This is a genomic window from Ruegeria sp. CDSC068, from assembly GCF_059610545.1.
On the sequence record NZ_JBXWNV010000010.1, the window covers coordinates 1 to 19,553 of the forward strand.

The window sequence follows — 19,553 nt, forward strand, 5'->3', positions numbered from 1 at the left end:
TGGATCGGGCCGCTAGGAGCACTTGCGTTGCTCTGCACATCTGTCGGAGCGATATTCTGCCATCTAGTGTTCGATACCTGGAAGCAGGGTATACCGGCGACGATAACAGGGACACTTGCGGCTCTTGTTTTGAACGCTGGGTATTCAAAGCTTCTAAACATACTGTAGCAACGGCCAACCGACCGATACCAGGAAATCCCAGGACAGCGATGGAACGTCCATAACGGACCTTTATTCTCGACTTTGCAAAGTCCGCTTTCTGCGCATCGCAGACCTTCGCGAGAATCCCAGGTTCCTTAGGGAGGCCCTTTGCGGGATTGAGCAATGCAAAGGGCCATAACCGCAACGACTAAGCCATACACTGATTGAATTCGTCCTAATGCAGAGAAACGCGCAGCGCAAAACTATGGGCGAACTACGCAAACTTATGGGGTGTGCGAAGTGCTATGCGCAAACCTACAAAATTGTAGGTGCGCTCATAACGCTGCATTCCCAACATTGATTTCATTGAAGAAAATCTTGGAAGATTGCCCATAACTCTGCGCGGTATTTGCGCATAACTTTGCACGATTTGCCCATAAGTGTGCGTGCCACAGAGAACCCATCGAACAAACCAGCTCCTATGGCTTATCTGCAATGCTCAAATGTAACTTATTCCCAATCGCCAGCAGACGAGCGCCACGTCTTAGCGTCCGCATCCCAAACACTGGCGGTGACGCAAGGCGTTGGGTTTATTCCGTCGCAATTGGATCCATGAATATCTGCCACCACAACACGTTGGCGCCCAAAATCAACGACCGTCCAGCCTTGATTGAGCAAGGAGTGCACCTTTTCGCTAACCCAAAAGTGCGACATGCATCCGCCAGTTCCGCAATATAGAGATGCGGCGCTTGAACACGCGAAACCAGACGCATTCAGAACCCAGTCGCGTTGTAGATCTCCGTCGAGATCGACCCTCTCAACCGCACCCCAATCTAAGTCAAACTGACCGTCGTTGAACTCAGCGCAGGCTTGTGCCGCCAGATCAACCTTTTCCCGCAAACCGATGGGAAGTTGCGAAACATCAGCCGCGACAGCTGGTGAGGTCCATACTAGACCAGAGGCCAGCACAATCTTGGAAACTAAACCTATCAATTGACGCGCTATTCGGGAAGCCGTTTGGAAGAAGGTATCAATTGCACTGATCATACCTGTAATCCCCGTATTCCAGCCAGTTTGCCGAGCCTTCGCTAAAAATCAGAAACTCGGACCTATCTTCCCCTAGCAGGGCGACAACAAATCCGGCCGGTGGCTCAAAGTTTCCGAAGTAGCTGTAGGCCGTCATGGCTCTGATTAACTCGCCGTTGACCGTTACTCGCGCGTCCCACTCTCCCTCCGGATTGTCCAAAACTATGGGTTCGATCACGCGTTTTATCGCTCCGCCACCACAATAGACGATGCCTTCGGGTGCTTCATAGGAGGCCCCCTGGCCAGTATCTGAATCGCATGCGGAACGAAGGGACCGAATTGCCGCGCTGGAACCTTTTAAGTCAAAGATTCCATAGCTGACATCTTGATCAATCATGGACAAATTGACTGATGCATTGGCCGCAAGCTGGTCCAGTACAAAACCATAGTCCTGCTGACCATCAAAACTGATCTCGACGGGATAATTGTCGACGATCTGTAAGGCAGCGTTTTCTGCGCCAACCTGAAATGCCCCAACTTCGGTGGTGCCGTTCTTCAAAAAACGAATGGAAAGCCCTTGCTTCTCCACAATGTCCTGGCTGTCCTCATATCCAGCTGGAGCAAACCGGATACGGTTACACTGAAGCTCCAGCGTCATATTTCCGGATTGAATGAATGCATTGGGACTAGGTCCGGAACTGAAGGACCACTCCGCCGATGCTGTGGTCGCCATTGCCATCATAAGCGTTCCAATGGAAATCGTCTTGAAACTCATTTTCTCTCTCCATGGTGTTGCGGTTCGCACTGTCGTTCAGCAGAAGTTCCAGCCAATTGCCCGGACAGCCAGATCAGGAAACAGGTTCGCCGTATTCGTTTGCGCCTTCTTGGGAAGGTCGTGTCAGCCACCAGATCATCAGAATGGACAGAACCAATTGAAGGATTGAGACAACAACGATACCGGTCACACCCAGGACGGCCGCAGGTCCTCGCAATGCATCGGGATTTTCGGTCCCTTGCTCCAATACTGAAAAGAACGCTACCCCACCCAGCATAACAAAAAGCGTTGTAATACTGAGCGCCATCGGCAGCAGCAAGTACCAGCCAGGTCGTCCTGTATCATGCAGCCTCCGCCAACCGGCGGCCAGCATAGGTATGAGAACGGCCAGTTGGAAAACAGAGGACAGAACCCGAGATCCCTGCCCTGTTTCAGGGTTGGTCCCGAATATGATCGTATCCAGCACAGCTAAACCAGCACTCACGACAACCACAAACAAGAAGAACCACCAATATTCTGAGCGTAAAGCCCGGCCGGAGAACTGGAAGTACTTCGAGAAACACGTTTTAACGGCTTCACCAAATCCCATCTTTCAATCCTTTTTCAGTTTCTGTGCGGCCTCAGAACGCCTCGCCGAGCCAAAAGATCACATTCGCCCTTATGGACGCTCCCACTTACCTTTTTGTTTGAAAGCAGAAGCCTATCGTACGGGAGCGTAGTGAATTTTGCGCGCGGAAAAAATATTGATTTATTAAAAATTAGATTCAAACATGCGAATTCGACACAACTTTATTTTACCTCGGTTGTTGTCGTTGCTGCTCGCTGTGCCGAGCCCTTCCGACTGCTGGAGTGAGTGCTGGCGGTCGGAAGGCACTTTACAATGATTGAGCGCTGGGAGGACGCGATGCTCAGACTAAACGTACTCGCCCTATTTCCAGAATTCGCTCGAGCTTTTGCCAGTGTCGTCATTCAGCTTTCACACGTTGTTGGCGGTCTCGGTAGTCAAAGTAAAATCGCTCTGCCCGCCAAGCCCCCCGCGACAAGTTGTTGGAAAGGGAAATCACTGGGTCGAAGTATGTTCCATAGCCTGCTCTGACGTGAGAACTTCAAACAAGCCCATCCAATTTCACTAATTTCAAGGGAACCAGAGGGAGAAGAAAATGTCTAACAAGATGGTGATGATTGTAGGAGCGACATGTTTCGCACTGCTTGTGGCCTGCGACGATACGAGTACATCAAGCGCGTCCGCCGAGCTCACGCCGGCTCAGCAGGCGTGTTTGCGAGATGTAGCCAACACGACGAACAATTCGCAAGTCGTGGTGCTCTCATCCGCGTTTAGCGAGGCGGGAACACAAGTCACTGTAGGCGTTGGCGAGGATCGTGCCCCTTGGAATTGCATTGCTTACAGTGATGGCGCGACAGCTGGTATCGAGTTCCTGGGCGACGAAGGCGCATTGTGAGCAGTCTGTTGCGTAACCGAAAACGGCTGCGCAGCACTGTCTCGGTCTTAGGATAGTTCGACTTGGTTTGTAGAATAACCACCATCGTATTTGCGATCCTTTACCTGTTGGCGTTGATTGCATTCTTGACAGGCACATTTGGCTGGCTGGGACAGGAACAAGACCCTTTGTCCGGGGTGTTCCTTTTGCCGTTGGGACTGCCTTGGATATTTCTAGCGGACTTGGTCTCGGAGTCAGCCAAGCCTTGGTTTGCGGCGATTGCACCGATGCTCAACCTGTTGGCGCTGGTCATGATTTGCAGATGGGCACGCAGATTGCGCCAGTAGTGGTGGCTGAACTCTTTCTCACCAAAAGGGAGGAAAACATGGGAAAAGTAATCTTGGGAATTGTGATCGGGCTCGTCCTCGGCGTGGTTGGGGCGATGACCTTGGGTGGCGGGGCCGCGGTGGGTGTCGGCGTTGCGACAGGCTTGTCCGCCGGTGTCTGCACCACATTGAAAGGAGCACAAGCCGAGAACCTGATCACCGCCGAGCAAGCGGATCAGATCCTCAACCGCGTAAATTCTGAAATGGCGTCACTGCAAGGAATTGAAACGACGGACGAGATCGTCGGCAGCGCGCAGGCATGCGATGAATTTCTGTCAAGTTTACGAGAAGCCAAGTGAGGTTCCGATTTGCACGGAACAAAACTCCAAGGATTAGCCAGCAAGGGACCATCTGATGAAACTCGATTTACTCAAACTCCTCACACCCATGTTCGCAATCGCAGGCACGGCTTCGTTTGCAATGTCTGAAGCAGACGATGCGTGTATCGATCATTTGCGACAGGTTGGAGGACCAGACGGTCAATCAGGTACGATTGAAAGCTCAGAGTTCTCAGAAGCGGGCACGCTCGTCATGTTACGTGACGCAGGCGGAACACTTTGGCGTTGCATCGCGTACAAGGATGGAAGCATCGGCGAGATGTCGGTTGTCGAAGCGATGGATGATGGCGGTGGAGCCATGGCAGGCGCCGCCGGGTCTACTGGTAGCCAACGCGTCAAATTTGATTCTGGTTCCACTGGCGCAGAACTCGTTGGTGAACTCGCGCCCGGAGCGTCTCAGCAGTATGCTCTAGGTGCTAAAAATGAACAGTTCCTTTACGTTCGCGTTGCTCCGCGAAATGGCTCCTTGGACTACGTTATTCGCAACCCCGATGGATCTGAACTGTTGGGATTGATGTCGGCGGACAAGGAGTATCGAGGACAGCTTTGGCAATCCGGTGATCATGTTGTGGAGGTTATCAATCGCAGCAACTCTTCTGTCGACTACAACGTCATTTTCGGAATTGAATAGGTGATCAATCAGAAACCCTGGAACGCAAGTCCAAAAAAGCGAGGGAAAAACAGATGAAACCCAAGGTCCTATTGGTGATCGGCACAATGTGCATTTCGGCGCTTGCAGCATGTGATGAGAGTAGCGGTTCGGTGGATGCAAGTGCATCAACTGTTGGCAGTTCTAGCGATCTTTCGTCATTTGAAGGGGCAAGAGCGGGCCAAGCTGAAATGGGTATTCAAAGTCTCGGGTTTGAACTCATCCGAAGCGAAGGGCTGACCTCGTACTGGTTTAACAAGGATACTGGTGCATGTGCTCGGATCACGACATCTGACGGAAGGTACTCAGATGTAGCTATGCTGCCATCAGGTGACTGCTGACACATTTTCATCTAGCTAACATCTGCATAAGGGAGCTCTAGTTTGCATTTCGACCTGGCACATGCGGCGGTCATCATTGCCGCTCTAGTTATCACAAACCTGGCAATGAAATCGGCCGGCGTGATCAACGAAGAAAACAAACACCAATTGAACTGGAAAGTTTTTCTGGCCTACTTCGTGGTCGTCTTTATCATCAATCTGGTGTGGCCGATTTAAAGCTTCACGGCAGAAAGATTATCGTCCACTCGATATAGCTGCCGAGAATGAGCCTCTCCAACAGACCACCAAGTGTGAAGCGTGTGAGAATATGGCGCGTGAGAAAAGAAAGGAACTGACATGCGGTTTTTGACGTCCCTCATATTCATTGGTGTTCTCGCAACCGCTGCGAATTCCGACGTAACAAGCCGAAACGGCGGTCCAAGCAACAGTCAAATGCTATCAAAGGGCGGCGATGGAGGTGTTGATGGCGTCGCTTTCTTTCGACCCGTATTGAGCGGAGTGTTGTATCGCTCCGGTTTCAAAGGCGGCGACAAGGGGCGAACGGGCCTGAGTGAAGGACAACGCGAAGCTTTGTGTGATGAGGGGTTTTCAACCGGGTTTTATGCGGACTTCGGCAAAAACACTGAATACGGTCGCACCAGTTGCGGAAACGGATCCTTTGACTATCAAGGCGCCAGATCCTCCCGACCCGATGCTGTCATGGCGTCCATACACGAGGTGATTAAAAACCCTGGAAAGGGTCCTGTCCTGGTGCACTGCATGTGGGGCGTTCATTCCTCGGGTGCATTGTCGGCAATGGCGCTCGTTCAGTTTTGCGGTTGGACGGAGAAAAGGGCCAAGGAATATTGGAATGATGCCCGAAACGGGGCCCCATGTTCAGGCGGATGCGACCAGTGGATTGATTCAAAGTTCTCCAACTTCAGCGTCGACCCCAAATTGAAGATCTCCACCGAACAACAGGCAGCGATTTGCCCTAAATGATTTTGGGAGGACTATCCAAATGAAGTTCAATCTTCTGTGGTCACTTGCTCTCATTGCGCCCACTGTCTTGTGGGCGAACGACGATGTTATCGGTGAAGCCACGACATTTGATAGTCCCAACGGCGTTACTGAACGCTGTATTCGGATCGAAAAAGTTCCAACGGGCGAGTATAAGAAAAGCGATCTTGAGGAAGAAACTACCTATTGCGAGATCGATTTCTATGCCTCCGAAATTGCTATTTGTCCTAAAACCTGGAGCACCAGTCCAGGAATGGCCGTCTACGATATTTCGGAAGGACCCTACGTGGGGAACCGTTCTGAATTCGAGAGAAACGCTTGCAAAGAGGGGAAGGCAGCAAAAGATCTGGCCAAGGACAGGGTGGCCAAATTCAAATCCACCATGAACCAAAAGGGCACCAGTGGAACCTTTTCCACCTCGTCGCTGCTTTACTATCATTTCTCCCGATATTTCGACACGACTGTCAAAGTTCCTGTCGCCGTTTGGCGCAGCATGGACGCCCAGGCGCATTTTTCAGAGGTCGCAGAGCCTGGCCTTGCGATTTCTGGTGGCTCTCGCGGCGGGCGCATGAACCATGAAGGCTGGCGGGTCTTTGCAGCTGCGGACGCTGACCCGAACTCATACCAACCAACCGACGATCTGTTCACCGCAGATCGAACGCAAATATACGGTGTGCTGCTTGATAGCCCTGGGCATCGATACGGCTCGGAAATCAACGGCACCCGTAAATCTGGTTGGGGGAAAGGTCAGAACCGCGATTTTCAGGAAACTCCTGCTTTCTTGGCTTTGCGTTCTTCAAAACCCTTGCCAGAGGCCATTGTAGAGGGCGTCGGAGAAGGTCGAAGAGACCGGATGATCAACAAGGATCTCGGTCCCGATGTCAGCGACCAACAGATGGCATTTTGGATGCAAGAACTTACCGAGATTGTACTCCTCGATTTCATCTTTAGCCAGCAGGACCGCGTAGGAAACATAGACTTCACACCCTATTGGTATTGGGTCGAAGACGGAGAACTGAAGCATAAGAAAGCCAAGCACCATGAGCCAAACGATGGAGACGTTCCCGCCGACGCGTTATTGATCCGTCGCAGCAATCTAAACGACAACGATGCTGGCGGGCGTGTCGAGTATGCCAACTTCGCGAAATCTACTCAAATGCTGGAGAAAATTCGCCACTTCTCTCCAAGCACATATCGGCGCTTGGTTGCATTGAATAGTGAACTCCAAACCCAAGGCCCAGTCTATGACTGGCTATCGCAAAGCTTTGGGTTGTCAGACAGTCAGATTGCACAAGTTGTCAAAAATACTGCGCTGGCAACGGGCATCCTCCAGAGCAATTGTTCAAATGGCGATTTGATGTTCGACTTGGATCCTGTCGCATTCTTTTTGAGAAACGACACCGAGGTAGAGGCTGTGGACTGTAATGCCCCGTAAGCTTTCCACCCTTTTTGCGGCGTTCATTTGGACCGCTCTGATCGCCTGCAAAGCGGTGGCATTGGATGTTATCGTCATATCGGATCTGAACGGAAGCTATGGTTCGGTAAGATACGATGCCCGCGTCGACAAAGCGATTGAGCGGATAGTCGAGATTGATCCAGATCTGGTTATTTCGACCGGAGATATGGTTGCGGGACAGCGCATCCCCAACTTATCCGACAAACAGGTCAGGGAGATGTGGAAGGCGTTTCACGAGGCCGTATCAGATCCTTTAGAGGCTGCCGGCATTCCATTTGCGGTCACGCCAGGAAACCATGATGCCTCCGCCTACCGTGGGTTCGAGCGTGAAAGAAAAATATACGCAGAGGAATGGACACCGAGAAAACCAGACGTCGATTTTCTGGTTTCGGATGACTACCCGTTCTTCTACGCTTTTGAGATGCAGGGCGTAACGTTTGCGTCTTTGGACGCTACGACCTTGGGACCTCTATCCGGCGACCAGCAGGACAGGCTTGAGGAACTGGGCGCAAATGGAGACCCGATTGTCACTTTCAGTCACCTCCCACTCTGGCCCTTCGCGATTCAGCGCGAACGCGAAATCATCGGTGACCCAACACTTGAAAAGATCTACCTGGAAAGCGGTGTCGTTCTGCACCTTTCAGGCCACCATCATGCCTTCTATCCAGGTTGGAAAGACGGCGTGGCTTATGTCTCCCAGGCTTGCTTGGGCGGTGGCCCGCGGCGGCTTATTGGCGATAACGCCAGATCACCTCATAGCTTCACTCATGTTACATTCCAGCCAAACGGAGAATTTGGGATAGCAGTATATCGAGGACCTGATTTCGAAAGGTCGGTAAACTTCAAGTCGCTTCCGAAAGAGATCAGATCCCCGAACGCGGTGTTGAAACGTTTGGACCTTGTCAAATGACTAGAGGTTGAGCTTCAGTTCAACTTTTTCAGGAACCATGTCGTTTATCATCTCTTCTATCCGGGCTTCCGAAAGTCCACCCGAGGTGATGAAAAGCAATGAAACGCGAGATTTGCCGGGAACGTGGTGTTTTCTGACAAGCTTCCAGCCAGCGTCTGCGGCCATGGCTTCAATGTCTCCGCTGACTTTCAACGAGTGCTCTTCGTCTGTGGCCTTGAGCGAAATTTCCACGCCCTTGTTTCGCCCTCCGAGCCAAATAAAACACCAACACACAATCGCCACCAGTGTGGCCATCAGCGGCAAGCCCAAACCAACCGCAAGACCAAGAACCGTTACGATTATCATTTCGACTGTATCGACCGGATCATCCAGATTGGAGCGAAACCTGAGCAACGCGCCAATGCCAAAGATAACGAAACCAATCATTGACCCATGCTGAACTACCAGAAAGCCAACCGCCATGCCGATAAGCGCATAGAGAAAGAAAAGCCTTGGCATGACGATATCGCTGACACTTCTACGGGCTTTGCGTCTCACCGGATGATAGACGATCAAGCCAGCCAGAATGATTGTGACGATCACATCGAGAGTGAAAAAATACAGTTCCTGTTTGCCCCGAAACTGTATCCAACGTCGTTCGATAAGTATTTCCGACTCTGAAGTACCGGCCAGCATCGTCGCGGGGTCGACTTGTGCTACCGCAGCACCTGGCAACAGCACCATCAATAGCACGGCCATGAGTGGGAAAGTCTTGTTCAACTTGTCTTCCTTCCTGCTCACGCCAAAGGCTTACGCTTCACCAAAGGCACTTCGTGCCCCATTCAATTCAATCGCAACAGGCGGGATCAGGTAAAGAGATTTCCGTGCATTCTTCGGACATCGCATCCGGACTGTGATACGAACGCTGATACAGGGATATGGTCCAAGCGCGAGAAAATCCAATGTCAGAACACAAGCTGCTTCGGTCGAAACTTGGGTTTTCACGGTGCTTCCCCAAGCTTGGGACACTGGCTTCTTTTACAAGCACTGCTTTTGCATTGCTGGCTTGGATTGAGCGCGCCCATGCCGAGAGTCCTGGCTTGACACTCGTCGACTCCTTCAAGGTGGCGGGTAAATCGGAAGGCTTCTCGGAACCTTCCGGATTGTCTCTGTCCAACGCTGAAGGCTTCTTGTGGTCAGTAAGCGACGCTGAACCTAAACTGCACCTCCTTGGAATCGACGGGACATTGGGAAACTCCTTTAAGTTGCCATCATTGGAGGGATCAGATCTGGAGGGCGTTGCATCAAGAAAAGATGGATCTGTTTTGGTGGTTCAGGAAACTGACCGATCAATTCTAGTTGTTCACCCAACCAACCCCGTTCGACTGACCACAATCCCTCTCACATCTCTCAAAGGTTACTCGGCCGCCGCTGAATTACTTGTCGGCAACCCATTGAACAAGGGGCCCGAAGGGATCGCCGTTGACCCGGAATCCGGGCGGGTCTTCATTGGCATTGAAGGACAACCAAGGCTGTTAATGGTCGTATCACCAGCGCTAGACGAAATTGTTGAGATGATTCCTTTAGCCCGCGATGCAGGTTTTATCTCCGAGCGTGTAGATGATGATGGACTGGATTTGAGCGGCCTGGCATGGTCCCCGTCCTCACGTTCTCTTTGGATTGTGAGTGACAAAGGCCGTGAAATCTTCGTTTTCAATCCAGAATCCAAGTCCGTAAGAGCTATCAGTTTGACGTTCACGGAAGATGGAAAACAAAAAGAAGTTAAACATCCCGAAGGGATCGCGCTCGATGAGACCAAAGGGCTTCTTTATATTCTGACAGACGATGCCAAGAAATCGCGGCTTTATGTTTTTGAGCAACCAGAATTGTGAGGACTGTCCTACTAGTTCTCTACTCTAACTTGTTGAAAAGCCGGGTTGTGTAAGTGAGCGCCGTCGTATGTGCGGCATATTAAGTAAATCTGCGTTCTGTTCACTGTGTTTCTTAAAAACATCACCCATCAATACATTCGAGTAGCGTCAGGTTCACACATGCGAACCACATAATAACATTGGACTTCAACATGCTCAGTCACTTTAAGGTTGTCAAAAATGCGCGTATTCAGCTCAGTTGTTTTTGCGATCATTTGCACTCTTGTGGCCACTGCATCAGTTCCAAGAAGTAGCATTGCCCAAACCTGGGACATCGCGTCCCAGCACTCGGTCAGCGGCGTAACGGTGTATGATGCGGATGAGCTGTTAACTTTTGCCGGTCAATTGGCCTTCAATCGGTCAGGGCGCATCACAGCGGTGGAGGTCGCATCAACGATCACTCAGATCTACCGAGAAGACGGTTACTTCTTGGCTGAGGCCTGGCCCGGTCCCGATGGGCAGAGCATAATTGTTGATGAAGGGCGCATTCAAACCATCGAAATTGAAGGTGTAGATACGCGCACGTTCCAAACCCTAGAGAAGATTTTTCAGCCCCTCACCACCTCCTATCCCATAACGCTGAAACGATTTGAGCGGGCGGTTATGCTAGCCGAGGACATACCTGACTTGGAGTTGTCGACCGAACTTGATTACCCGGATCAGGCTGGTGCTCGGCTGAGAGTATTGGGAGAGCCACTGCGAAAACAAGCCGGTAGTGCGACACTCGACAACCCTCCGCGTGAGCTTGGAGAAGCGCTCAGCTTCTATGTCGTGCAAGAGTTTTATTCAACGCTGACCGTCGGGGATTTGCTGCGATTTGAGGGATCAGGCAATTACAATTGGGACAAAGACGATGAGCACTCTTTATGGGGCGCTCTTACCTATCGCACGCCGCTGAACAGCAATGGTCTGTACGGTGAGATCTTCTACGGGAACATAAACGCAAAACGTGACCTCTCAGGGGACTTTGCGAGAACAGATATTGACGGCGAGAACTTCACAGTCGCGATGGGTTACCCCGTGATCCGCGATGTGGCCCGTTATGGATATCTTCTGCTGGACTATCGCCTTTCAAAAGCGGATTCAGTCAGTGGTGGCGTTCCACTATCCAGTGACGCGAGTGTCGTTGGCCTTACATATCTTTACGGGCAAAACTATCCAAAGGGACAAGCTCTGGAAGCGGGGCTAACCTTATCTTTTGGTGACAATGACAACGACACGACAGACGCGAATTTTGACGACGGGGACTCTTCGTTCTGGCATCTACGAGGCGGCATCGGATACGAAAGCCCACTAACGGGCTTGTCGCCCAACACAGCTTGGCGCACCGAGATTTGGGGGCAGTACACAACAGACCGGCTGCCCTCTGTCGAAGAGTACTTCCTTGGTGATCGCTATGCTTTGCGCGGATATCGTTTTGACGAAGTGGATGGTGATTCCGGGATTTCCGCGATTTTCGAAGTGTCTCATTCCTACTTCCCCAGTTCCCAGAGCATACATCGCTTAACGCCCTTTGCCTTTTTCGACGTGGGTTACATCTCGAACAATGACCCTGCGAGTTTTGAAGTTGACAATGCTACACTGGCATCGACAGGTCTTGGGTTGGACATTGAGTTTAAGCAAAATCTATTCCTGTCCGGATATGTCGGTGTCCCTTTGAGAGACGGTCCGTTGACCGACTCAGGCGATCCTGGCGCGTATCTTGCTCTGACAACAAGTTGGTGAGGATGTTATGAAACTGAACCGAATTGCTGTACTTACCGCAACTTGTCTAATTGCAGAACTGGCCGCTACTCAGGTCTTTGCCCGCGGAAATCACTACGGGTGGTGCCGAGGCGTAGGGAACCCACACCAGTCGAGCCAAGGGTGCGGGCAGGCTGGTGGGCAAGGGGCAGGTAATCAAGTTACTGGCCCAACTCAGCCGGTGGCAAATCAGTTACCGCCTAAGGGAACGCAGCAAACGCCCACGTCCGTTACTGTTCCAGTCCTTACGCCGGGCGCGGTCCCGAACGCAATTCCCGGTCAGGTTCCTATTGCGACACCAATAGCGGTTCCTGGTCAGGTTCCCACGCCGGTAGTAGCGCCAACTCTAGCTCCGCCTTTGGCACCAAACGCGACACCAAACCGGGTTCCGACAGCCGTTCCCAATCAGGTTCCACCATTGGCTACCGGTCCTACCGCGGTGCCGCCGCAAGTTCCGACTGCAACTCCCAATCAAGTTCCGGTCGCTACCCCTGGCCAGGTTCCGCCTCAACCCACCGGCCCAACAGCGGTGCCGCCACTTGTGCCCACCGCAACACCAAACCAAATACCAGTCGCAGTTCCTGGTCAGGTCCCACCTCAGCCCACCGGTCAAACTGCTGTGCCACCGCTCGTCCCGACTGCAACACCAAACCAGATTCCGGTTGCAGTGCCCGGCCGTGTTCCGCAACCCAGCGGTACTACGGCGACGCCACCGCTTGTACCAACCGCAACCCCCAATCAGGTTCCCACGGCGGTTCCTGGCCAGGTTCCACAGTTGACACCAAAACCGACGGCAACTCACGTGGCAGTCCCAGGACATCCGAAACCACAAGGCGTCGTGACAATCATGCGCCCTAAGCCGAGGCCGACGACCGGTACTGTCCAGCGACCTGGAACAACTCAAGTGACCCACCATATAACCCACCAAAGCAATGCGAAGAAACACGATCACGTCGCAGCAACACCTGGGCGGCATGATCCGCACGACCTACCGAGATTCCGCAACGCGGCGGCCAAGGAAGACTGGGAATGCGTTGCCAGCGGATTTGGGCAACGTCGGTATGATGCCGGGCGCGGCGTGTTGCTGAACAGCGGGGCACTACGACACCTTGGAAATGTGGATGCGATGGCTCGTGATGTACCAGCACGGCACCCGAAGCATTCCGGATGCATTATCTCGGTCAAACGAAAGCGGCAGTAGCGCCAGGCACATCTTGAAGCCTTAGAGGAATTCTTCCGAGTGGGAAGCTGGTTTCCAACCAAGGTTAAGTTGAAGAATAGACATCAACCGAAGGTTGTCATCTCTCAGAAGGTTAATGAGGCATATCCACACTTTCATTGCAAGCCTTTGAGTTTCCGACGATGGCCCTTCAAAACCTCGCTTGCATCGCAATCCAGCCGTCGGAGCGTATAATGCGAATATGACAAGAGATATTGAATCTAACGCTCAGACAATTGCTGATGCCCTGACCTCTGCCCAGCAGATACCTAAACTGTCTTCAGAGGCAGGACAGCTATCGCTGGATGACGCTTATTCGATTGCTAGTCGTGTCCGCGAGATTCTGGACAAAGAAAGAGTTGGCAGAAAAGTCGGCTTCACGAACCGCACGATTTGGCCTGTTTACGGTGTGGATCAACCCATTTGGGGAGAGGTCCACGCAGATGGGCTGTTTTCGACTGATCAGCCGGTAAACTTGGCAAGGTATTCAGAACCGAGGATTGAACCAGAAATCGTACTCGGCCTTAGACATACACCGACGGCTGAAATGAACGATGAGCAGTTGGCAGGTTGCGTGGAGTGGGTCGCTCCAGGATTTGAAATCGTCCAATCGATTTATCCCAACTGGAAATTCTCGGTCGAAGACTCAATCGCAGCACAAGGATTGCACGGCTGCCTTGTTCTTGGCGACAAAATCGAGGCGACGCATGATATCTTGACCGGCTTGGCCGAAGTGCCACTAGCGTTGTTCAAGGGCACCGAGGCTATCGAGGCCGGCAAGGGTGAAAACGCGCTCGGCGGCCCAATTAAAGTCCTGGCTCATCTTGTGTCTCTGCTTTTCAAAGACGACCAGCTTCAGGGAGGCGAGCTAGTCACAACTGGCACATTGACAGACGCATGGCCAGTGTCTCCAGGTGAAGAATGGTCAGCTGGTTTTGGTGGCGTGATGGACGCCGAGCTATCGGTACGATTTACATGAGGCTTTGGTAGAGTGGTAACGCCGACTGCACCAAAGAAAAGTTACTCTCAATAGCTGACCATGATGGTCTTCCACTGGTTTCACCAATTCTGGAATGCAAATTACACGATGCTATCCAAATCAGACTACATGTTGTTTCTCAGGCACCCTGCCTGGCTCTGGATCAAGAAGCATGCCAGGCATCTGTTGCCGCCAATTGACCCTTCGTTGCAAGCACGCTTTGACGAGGGGCACGCCTTTGAACCATATGCAGAGGAGCTTTTTGGTGATCTCGTTCGCCTCGGTTTTTCAGATTTTTCAGAATACCAGGCTCTGCCCGCGCGTACTTTGGAGGCTTGGAGAAACGGTGCAAACGCAGTGGCGCAGGGACGCTATGAAGATGGAACCATAACTTGCATCTCCGACATCGTGAGCCGCAGTGATGATGGGTACGTTCTGACAGAGATCAAGAGCGGGACTTCTGCAAAACCCGAGCACACTTTTGATCTCGCATTCCAGCGTGTCGTGCTTGAGGCGGCCGGGTTCCCCATTACGCGCTGCGAAGTTGCACATGTGAACCGTGATTACGTCAGAAACGGCGAAATCAATCCGCAAGAGCTTGTCGGCATCACTGACATCACGGATGCGGTGACTGAGCAGCTCGAAAAAACACGCACGCTTATCGATCAGGCATTGAGCGTCGTTGCCAGCGGTACGATGCCTGATCCGTCCCCCGAACGTGCGCGCCTTAAATCCTATGGTGAATGGCTGGAGATCCGCGAAAAATTCGACCCACCTCTCGCGCATGACAGTATCCACCGCCTTCCGTTCATGAATGCGGAAAAAGCCTCGGAACTCATCGCAAATGGGATCACAAAGATTGACGAGATCAGTGATCCATCTGTGTTGGGCAAGTCGACACAGCGCTACTTGAGAACAGTGGCGAACGGTGAACGCACAATCGATCATCAGGAGTTAAGCAGGTTTCTGAGCGAGATTGTCTATCCGGTTCACTATTTTGACTACGAGACATCTCAGAGTTTGCTGCCACCCTGGGACGGAACGCGTCCCTATCAGCAAGTGGCTTTCCAGTATTCCTTGCATATCCAGCATGAGCCTGGCGGAGAAATTGAGCACAGGGAGTATCTCCACCGAGACGCCAGTAACCCAATGCCAGCCTTGCTGAAAAGGCTTCGTGAGGACATAGGAAACGTTGGCTCTGTAGTGGTTTGGTATGCTCCGTTCGAGAAATCGCGCAATACGGAAATGGCGGAAACTTATCCAGAGCATGCAGAGTTCCTGAAAGGCCTAAACGCCCGCGTTGTAGATCTTATGAAGCCGTTTGCGGATGAAGTGATCAACGATCCCGCGTTCAAGGGAAGCGCCTCCATCAAGGCCGTTCTTCCAGCGTTTTTGCCAGAACTTTCATACGATGATCTGGACATCAAAGAGGGGGCGAGCGCGTCTCGCCTTTGGAAGGACGTAACACTGACGGAACCGGATGATCCAGCGCGCGAGAAGGTATATGCTGATCTTGTGGCGTATTGCACGCGCGACACCTGGGCGATGGTCGCAATTCATCGGGAATTGCTGGCGATGTGAGGCGTGCTGCGTAGCAAAAGACGTTTTGCGACTTTGCTCTGCTGGGTATCTGTGTGGTTTGTCGGCGTTAGAGCAGCCGCAATACTCAATCTTGCCACTCCAGCCGATATAAGACGTGGTGACCGCGTAGACCTTTCAGGAGTCTCGGCTCTATTTCAGAAAATGAGAAATCGGTTCGTCCTCCGACCATGGCGCGAGTCGCATCTGACACGAGTATCTCGCCTGCCGCACCAACGGTCGTTATCCGTGACGCTTTGTTGACCACAGTACCGAAGAAATCTCCACGAGATTGAACGACATCACCAGTGTGAATCCCAATCCGAACACCGAAAGATGGCTCCACGGATGCCGATGCAATAGCCCCCTGAATCTTGATAGCTGCTGTTAGTGCTTCTTTCGCGGACGGAAAGACGGACAACGTTCCGTCTCCAAGAGACTTCACGAACTGGCCATGATACTTTTCAATGATCGCCGCCAAGACTTGGAAGTGGTTTTCGATCAGCATCGACCAATGCTGATCGCCCAAAGCCTCCGCCAACGTTGTACTGCCCTCAACATCAGTGAAAAGTACCGAAGCCAAACCTTCGGTTTGGATCAGCTCGGGTCCATCTTCGCGCGCAGCATCAACCAGCTTTTGGATGGCCAGCTGCTCTTTACCCACGAGTTCAATATTTGGAGTTGGCACTGAGGCGTGGCGATTGATGATCTTCCATGCCGCTCCCTCCAGGACAAAAATCAGGACGGTGCGGTAGAAGACGGGTTCATCAAAGCCGACAAACTGAATCTTGTGGACGAAGGATGACCATCCCGTTTCTCCGTTTTCGAAGGCCTCAGCTTCAACTTCTTCGAAAACGACGGGTGCCGGGATCTCCGCAAAAAAGCCGCTAACCCCATCGCGAACTGCTTGCCCGCTCCAAAACTCACCTTCGCCTGTCCCAACGAACCTTAGTTCATCTGCTTTCGACAGAAAATCCTGCAACTCGTCAGTATTCTTCTTGGTTCTGAGTATTTCATACCAACGCCTCGAAACTGCCAGCAGTTCAGGTGAGGAACGTATCATCACAAATTACTCGAGACGCTAAATGGAATGAGACTTACAAAGTCTTGCAACCGGGATCTCCATTTTCGAAAGATGCAGGTCAATGCTGCCGCTGAGGTTTGTTCAGATCAAGACTTTTGTATTTCTCCAGAACGGAGCGCATCAGACGCATATCAAAAGACGCGCGTCGGTTCAGAGCGAACTATCGACAGAGTTTCTGAGTTCGATTCCGGATCACAGGGTATCGAATCGCTTCGCTGTCTGAGAGCTACTCGACGCTGTACTGACCCGCAAAATAAGATGCATCAGTGTATCGGGCACACGCTAAGCTAGAAGGTTCCCAGAACTACGGGGTGAATTTCTAAGTGCAGCACGCTCTGTCTTGACATGGTTATGCGAACTGGTTCAGCTTTCGGTCATGACGTTAACACGCATCCACTGCCATCGAATATCGGCCTGAGGTCGATAACCCACGCAAAATCCGTGGGAGGCAGCATTGGTATGCGGGCGAGGCTTATATCCTTGTAATTGCTCCAGATTAGAGTGCACGAGTCGGTTCGATTCCGACGCCTCCTACCATCCTCAGGAGGTGTCCGACATGGCGGACGAAGTTACGAACGCAATTGATTTCAAAGACATCAAGCAATCGGTCGAGGAGAGCCTCGGACGCACACCCGAAGGCTGGTCCGGCTTGCCAGATCTCGAGAGGGGTCTTCCATCTCAACAAGACCAAGTTCTGGAGAATGTGATTGATGGATGATGTCGAAAAGAGCTGGAAGGAATTCCGAGAAAAGGTTCGAGGTGTGATCGAGGACCATGGAGCTCCAGATGACCTCCGCTCATTTGACGCCTGGTACGCCGAAGAGATGCGTTTGGTGATGGCGCACAACTACCCAGCTCCGCGCGTCTCTGACGTCACATGGTCGACCGAGGGTCTGCATGTCGAGTGTGATGACCGCGAAGTGGTCGACCGTATGATGACTGCTATGGCGGAGGTTTCACACGATCTCAAAGAGGCGCACGCCCGGAGGTCAGTGATGAGCAGTGTTGTCGACTGGAACGATATTCATGGAAGCGTCTTCAAGCAGCTTGGTGAGCATCGTGCCGGGTGGGCGAAGCAGCTTACGCTTGCACTTAAGAAAGTGAAGAGGTTGATCGACGAGCAGCCCGACCTGTTTGGTGATGAACGCCCGTCTATCGTTCAGATCAAGCAGAAATGGGGAGGCTTGCGCGTCTATGAGGGCCCGGGCTGCAACCAGGCTACGAGTGAAGAGATTCAATGGGATGTCGATCAGATTGAGCAAACCTGTGAAGGTTGTTCTAATTCTGCCCAACGCCAGAGCATCCTTGGGTTTGTGACGACGCTTTGCAGCTGGTGCTACAATGATGCTCTGCGGCGGCGATTTGAGGGCGCCGAAGAATCCTGGCCCGACAGCCTGAGGCTGGACATTGTGGAAAACTATCCAGACCTCGTTTCTCCGGATTGCGCATCTCTTGTTCCTGCTGTCGGAAAGGGCTGGCTCGTCATGATTTCGCAAGCACTCCACAAGCTTTCCTTCAGTCAGGATTTCAGGGCACTGGACCCTGGAACTATTCAGATCTCGGACATTAAGAAAGGCCAGGATGGCAAGATTTGTATCGGTTTCAGTCGATACCACGATCTCATTCAGGAGTACGCTGATTGGATGGAATTTCGATGCGGTGTGACGTGTGAAGAGTGCGGCCACGTAGGCGATATCGTTCGGACAACTGACAAATCACAAGTGCTCTGTTCTCACTGTTACTGTACTCGAGAGAAGTCTGATGGGTGATGGCGACGACGTTGAGCTGGATGAACAAACCTTGCGTTTGCTTAGGCTTAGGGAGGCTGAAATTGCGGCCGGTCGAGCAAAACTAACCAAGCCGATCTCAGCGGATGAGATCCGGGCGCGAAAGGTGCCTGATCCGAAGGGTAAGCCAGATGAGTGACGAGACTACAGAAGAGGAAATCCCAATTTTCGTAATCTGCGAGACTTTGGTGAACGGCCAACTTCGAGCGATTGAAGGAAAAGAAATCACTGTAAAACCAAACAAGATCTTAGTCTTGGCGATCAGTGTCGAGGATGTTGAGTGATGACAGATGATTTTTCAGAAGAAGAGATCTTCGGGCGCCCGTTACAGGATGTTCCTCTGGATGCCTTGATCGCAGAGTTGCAAGCTCGTCGCAGAGAGGGTCCGGAGGTCTGGCTTGCATTGCGCAAAATGATTTTCGAGCAAATCGCCGATTTTGCACAGCGTCCGGCCGATGCGCCCAAATGGCGGGATGAATGGGTCAAAGAGAACACCTGGGATCTAGTGACTGACGACGATGATGTCGAGATCACTGATGGTAGCGGCAACGTGTTCGACGACCTCGGGATCGAAGACCCAAGGAAGAAGACTTGGTGATGGGGGCCGAGCATTTCAGCTTGATCTTATCCGCCGTGATCATTGTCGCTTTGACGATCTACGTCAGACACATCGTCCACACTGCCGGAAAAGATCGCGAAGTCGATCCAGAGCGAGTGAAGAAGATCATGCGAGATCTGGACTACAGCCACCTGGACCGGGTGATGAACCTGCGAAGGAAGGGCTAGCGGGATG

General features: G+C 52.1%; 24 protein-coding genes and 1 tRNA gene. 20 read left to right on the top strand and 5 right to left on the bottom strand.

What is annotated here, in order from left to right; translation table 11 throughout:
• Positions 1-651: 651 nt before the first annotated feature.
• The 3 genes from AC2FID_RS18165 to AC2FID_RS18175 form a co-directional block, all read right to left on the bottom strand.
• Positions 652-1,188: a hypothetical protein gene (locus AC2FID_RS18165; protein ID WP_496763443.1), complete on the bottom strand. Its 537-nt coding sequence runs from the start codon at positions 1,186-1,188 to the stop codon at positions 652-654.
• Complete coding sequence (locus AC2FID_RS18170; protein ID WP_282121546.1) at positions 1,172-1,942, bottom strand: hypothetical protein; 771 nt, start codon at positions 1,940-1,942, stop codon at positions 1,172-1,174. Before AC2FID_RS18170 ends, AC2FID_RS18165 begins: the two co-directional genes overlap by 17 nt.
• A gap of 73 nt (positions 1,943-2,015) precedes the next feature.
• The gene (locus tag AC2FID_RS18175) at positions 2,016-2,531 is read right to left on the bottom strand and encodes a DUF805 domain-containing protein (protein WP_170555158.1); all 516 of its coding nucleotides are present in this window, start codon (positions 2,529-2,531) and stop codon (positions 2,016-2,018) included.
• A gap of 571 nt (positions 2,532-3,102) precedes the next feature.
• On the opposite strand from AC2FID_RS18175, the gene AC2FID_RS18180 reads away from it, so the two are divergent.
• From AC2FID_RS18180 to AC2FID_RS18215, 8 genes are all read left to right on the top strand, one after another.
• On the top strand, positions 3,103-3,402 hold the full coding sequence (locus tag AC2FID_RS18180; protein WP_282121545.1) for a hypothetical protein: 300 nt from the start codon (positions 3,103-3,105) through the stop codon (positions 3,400-3,402).
• 202 nt (positions 3,403-3,604) lie between these two features.
• Positions 3,605-4,066 carry a hypothetical protein gene (locus AC2FID_RS18185; protein ID WP_282121544.1) on the top strand — a complete coding sequence of 154 codons (462 nt, stop codon included), beginning with the start codon at positions 3,605-3,607 and terminating at the stop codon, positions 4,064-4,066.
• Positions 4,067-4,121: 55 nt separating this feature from the next.
• Positions 4,122-4,736, top strand: a complete 615-nt coding sequence (locus tag AC2FID_RS18190) for a hypothetical protein (RefSeq protein WP_282121543.1) — start codon at positions 4,122-4,124, stop codon at positions 4,734-4,736.
• A gap of 53 nt (positions 4,737-4,789) precedes the next feature.
• Complete coding sequence (locus AC2FID_RS18195) at positions 4,790-5,095, top strand: hypothetical protein (RefSeq protein ID WP_170710079.1); 306 nt, start codon at positions 4,790-4,792, stop codon at positions 5,093-5,095.
• Between the two features lie 42 nt (positions 5,096-5,137).
• Positions 5,138-5,311, top strand: a complete 174-nt coding sequence (locus AC2FID_RS18200; RefSeq protein WP_170486445.1) for a hypothetical protein — start codon at positions 5,138-5,140, stop codon at positions 5,309-5,311.
• Between the two features lie 120 nt (positions 5,312-5,431).
• The gene (locus tag AC2FID_RS18205; protein ID WP_170710078.1) at positions 5,432-6,076 is read left to right on the top strand and encodes a protein-tyrosine phosphatase family protein; all 645 of its coding nucleotides are present in this window, start codon (positions 5,432-5,434) and stop codon (positions 6,074-6,076) included.
• A 19-nt stretch (positions 6,077-6,095) separates the two neighbouring features.
• On the top strand, positions 6,096-7,529 hold the full coding sequence (locus AC2FID_RS18210; protein ID WP_282121542.1) for a hypothetical protein: 1,434 nt from the start codon (positions 6,096-6,098) through the stop codon (positions 7,527-7,529).
• Positions 7,519-8,460, top strand: coding sequence for a metallophosphoesterase family protein (locus tag AC2FID_RS18215; RefSeq protein ID WP_480870695.1), 942 nt, complete (start codon positions 7,519-7,521; stop codon positions 8,458-8,460). The genes AC2FID_RS18210 and AC2FID_RS18215 overlap by 11 nt, the downstream gene beginning before the upstream one ends.
• Here the strand turns inward: AC2FID_RS18215 and AC2FID_RS18220 are convergent, their stop codons facing one another.
• The gene (locus tag AC2FID_RS18220) at positions 8,461-9,219 is read right to left on the bottom strand and encodes a DUF4956 domain-containing protein (RefSeq protein ID WP_282121540.1); all 759 of its coding nucleotides are present in this window, start codon (positions 9,217-9,219) and stop codon (positions 8,461-8,463) included.
• A 182-nt stretch (positions 9,220-9,401) separates the two neighbouring features.
• Between AC2FID_RS18220 and AC2FID_RS18225 the strand changes: the two genes are divergently transcribed.
• The 5 genes from AC2FID_RS18225 (at position 9,402) to AC2FID_RS18245 (ending at position 15,892) form a co-directional block, all read left to right on the top strand.
• The gene (locus tag AC2FID_RS18225; RefSeq protein ID WP_282121539.1) at positions 9,402-10,331 is read left to right on the top strand and encodes an SdiA-regulated domain-containing protein; all 930 of its coding nucleotides are present in this window, start codon (positions 9,402-9,404) and stop codon (positions 10,329-10,331) included.
• A 219-nt stretch (positions 10,332-10,550) separates the two neighbouring features.
• A complete protein-coding gene (locus tag AC2FID_RS18230) occupies positions 10,551-12,095 on the top strand; it encodes a ShlB/FhaC/HecB family hemolysin secretion/activation protein (RefSeq protein ID WP_282121538.1) in 1,545 nt (514 codons plus the stop codon).
• A 922-nt stretch (positions 12,096-13,017) separates the two neighbouring features.
• Positions 13,018-13,314, top strand: coding sequence for a hypothetical protein (locus AC2FID_RS18235; RefSeq protein ID WP_282121536.1), 297 nt, complete (start codon positions 13,018-13,020; stop codon positions 13,312-13,314).
• Between the two features lie 220 nt (positions 13,315-13,534).
• Complete coding sequence (locus tag AC2FID_RS18240) at positions 13,535-14,311, top strand: 2-keto-4-pentenoate hydratase (protein WP_271952844.1); 777 nt, start codon at positions 13,535-13,537, stop codon at positions 14,309-14,311.
• Between the two features lie 357 nt (positions 14,312-14,668).
• Positions 14,669-15,892 (top strand): DUF2779 domain-containing protein, encoded by a 1,224-nt coding sequence (locus AC2FID_RS18245; RefSeq protein WP_496838074.1) that lies wholly within the window; start codon positions 14,669-14,671, stop codon positions 15,890-15,892.
• Between the two features lie 85 nt (positions 15,893-15,977).
• Here the strand turns inward: AC2FID_RS18245 and AC2FID_RS18250 are convergent, their stop codons facing one another.
• Complete coding sequence (locus tag AC2FID_RS18250) at positions 15,978-16,952, bottom strand: adenylate/guanylate cyclase domain-containing protein (protein WP_282121534.1); 975 nt, start codon at positions 16,950-16,952, stop codon at positions 15,978-15,980.
• Positions 16,953-17,416: 464 nt separating this feature from the next.
• Here AC2FID_RS18250 and AC2FID_RS18255 point away from each other — a divergent pair.
• The 7 genes from AC2FID_RS18255 to AC2FID_RS18285 all read left to right on the top strand — a co-directional run bounded on the left by AC2FID_RS18255 (position 17,417) and on the right by AC2FID_RS18285 (position 19,546).
• Positions 17,417-17,510, top strand: a tRNA-OTHER gene (locus AC2FID_RS18255).
• 19 nt (positions 17,511-17,529) lie between these two features.
• Positions 17,530-17,691 carry a hypothetical protein gene (locus AC2FID_RS18260; RefSeq protein ID WP_282121533.1) on the top strand — a complete coding sequence of 54 codons (162 nt, stop codon included), beginning with the start codon at positions 17,530-17,532 and terminating at the stop codon, positions 17,689-17,691.
• Positions 17,684-18,742 carry a hypothetical protein gene (locus AC2FID_RS18265; protein ID WP_282121532.1) on the top strand — a complete coding sequence of 353 codons (1,059 nt, stop codon included), beginning with the start codon at positions 17,684-17,686 and terminating at the stop codon, positions 18,740-18,742. The genes AC2FID_RS18260 and AC2FID_RS18265 overlap by 8 nt, the downstream gene beginning before the upstream one ends.
• Positions 18,735-18,899: a hypothetical protein gene (locus AC2FID_RS18270; protein WP_282121531.1), complete on the top strand. Its 165-nt coding sequence runs from the start codon at positions 18,735-18,737 to the stop codon at positions 18,897-18,899. Before AC2FID_RS18265 ends, AC2FID_RS18270 begins: the two co-directional genes overlap by 8 nt.
• On the top strand, positions 18,892-19,044 hold the full coding sequence (locus tag AC2FID_RS18275) for a hypothetical protein (RefSeq protein WP_282121530.1): 153 nt from the start codon (positions 18,892-18,894) through the stop codon (positions 19,042-19,044). The genes AC2FID_RS18270 and AC2FID_RS18275 overlap by 8 nt, the downstream gene beginning before the upstream one ends.
• On the top strand, positions 19,044-19,358 hold the full coding sequence (locus AC2FID_RS18280) for a hypothetical protein (protein ID WP_282121529.1): 315 nt from the start codon (positions 19,044-19,046) through the stop codon (positions 19,356-19,358). Before AC2FID_RS18275 ends, AC2FID_RS18280 begins: the two co-directional genes overlap by 1 nt.
• Entirely contained in the window at positions 19,358-19,546 is a 189-nt protein-coding gene (locus AC2FID_RS18285; protein WP_170567573.1) for a hypothetical protein, read from the top strand. The genes AC2FID_RS18280 and AC2FID_RS18285 overlap by 1 nt, the downstream gene beginning before the upstream one ends.
• Positions 19,547-19,553: the final 7 nt, after the last annotated feature.

Excerpts from the sequence above, each read along its gene's own strand:
- AC2FID_RS18165 (WP_496763443.1), bottom strand. The coding sequence starts at position 1,188 with ATGATCAGTGCAATTGATACCTTCTTCCAAACGGCTTCCCGAATAGCG.
- AC2FID_RS18170 (WP_282121546.1), bottom strand. The coding sequence starts at position 1,942 with ATGAGTTTCAAGACGATTTCCATTGGAACGCTTATGATGGCAATGGCG.
- AC2FID_RS18175 (WP_170555158.1), bottom strand. The coding sequence starts at position 2,531 with ATGGGATTTGGTGAAGCCGTTAAAACGTGTTTCTCGAAGTACTTCCAG.
- AC2FID_RS18180 (WP_282121545.1), top strand. The coding sequence starts at position 3,103 with ATGTCTAACAAGATGGTGATGATTGTAGGAGCGACATGTTTCGCACTG.
- AC2FID_RS18190 (WP_282121543.1), top strand. The coding sequence starts at position 4,122 with ATGAAACTCGATTTACTCAAACTCCTCACACCCATGTTCGCAATCGCA.
- AC2FID_RS18195 (WP_170710079.1), top strand. The coding sequence starts at position 4,790 with ATGAAACCCAAGGTCCTATTGGTGATCGGCACAATGTGCATTTCGGCG.
- AC2FID_RS18205 (WP_170710078.1), top strand. The coding sequence starts at position 5,432 with ATGCGGTTTTTGACGTCCCTCATATTCATTGGTGTTCTCGCAACCGCT.
- AC2FID_RS18210 (WP_282121542.1), top strand. The coding sequence starts at position 6,096 with ATGAAGTTCAATCTTCTGTGGTCACTTGCTCTCATTGCGCCCACTGTC.
- AC2FID_RS18215 (WP_480870695.1), top strand. The coding sequence starts at position 7,519 with ATGCCCCGTAAGCTTTCCACCCTTTTTGCGGCGTTCATTTGGACCGCT.
- AC2FID_RS18225 (WP_282121539.1), top strand. The coding sequence starts at position 9,402 with ATGTCAGAACACAAGCTGCTTCGGTCGAAACTTGGGTTTTCACGGTGC.
- AC2FID_RS18230 (WP_282121538.1), top strand. The coding sequence starts at position 10,551 with ATGCGCGTATTCAGCTCAGTTGTTTTTGCGATCATTTGCACTCTTGTG.
- AC2FID_RS18240 (WP_271952844.1), top strand. The coding sequence starts at position 13,535 with ATGACAAGAGATATTGAATCTAACGCTCAGACAATTGCTGATGCCCTG.
- AC2FID_RS18250 (WP_282121534.1), bottom strand. The coding sequence starts at position 16,952 with ATGATACGTTCCTCACCTGAACTGCTGGCAGTTTCGAGGCGTTGGTAT.
- AC2FID_RS18260 (WP_282121533.1), top strand. The coding sequence starts at position 17,530 with ATGGCGGACGAAGTTACGAACGCAATTGATTTCAAAGACATCAAGCAA.
- AC2FID_RS18265 (WP_282121532.1), top strand. The coding sequence starts at position 17,684 with ATGGATGATGTCGAAAAGAGCTGGAAGGAATTCCGAGAAAAGGTTCGA.
- AC2FID_RS18270 (WP_282121531.1), top strand. The coding sequence starts at position 18,735 with ATGGGTGATGGCGACGACGTTGAGCTGGATGAACAAACCTTGCGTTTG.
- AC2FID_RS18275 (WP_282121530.1), top strand. The coding sequence starts at position 18,892 with ATGAGTGACGAGACTACAGAAGAGGAAATCCCAATTTTCGTAATCTGC.
- AC2FID_RS18280 (WP_282121529.1), top strand. The coding sequence starts at position 19,044 with ATGACAGATGATTTTTCAGAAGAAGAGATCTTCGGGCGCCCGTTACAG.
- AC2FID_RS18285 (WP_170567573.1), top strand. The coding sequence starts at position 19,358 with ATGGGGGCCGAGCATTTCAGCTTGATCTTATCCGCCGTGATCATTGTC.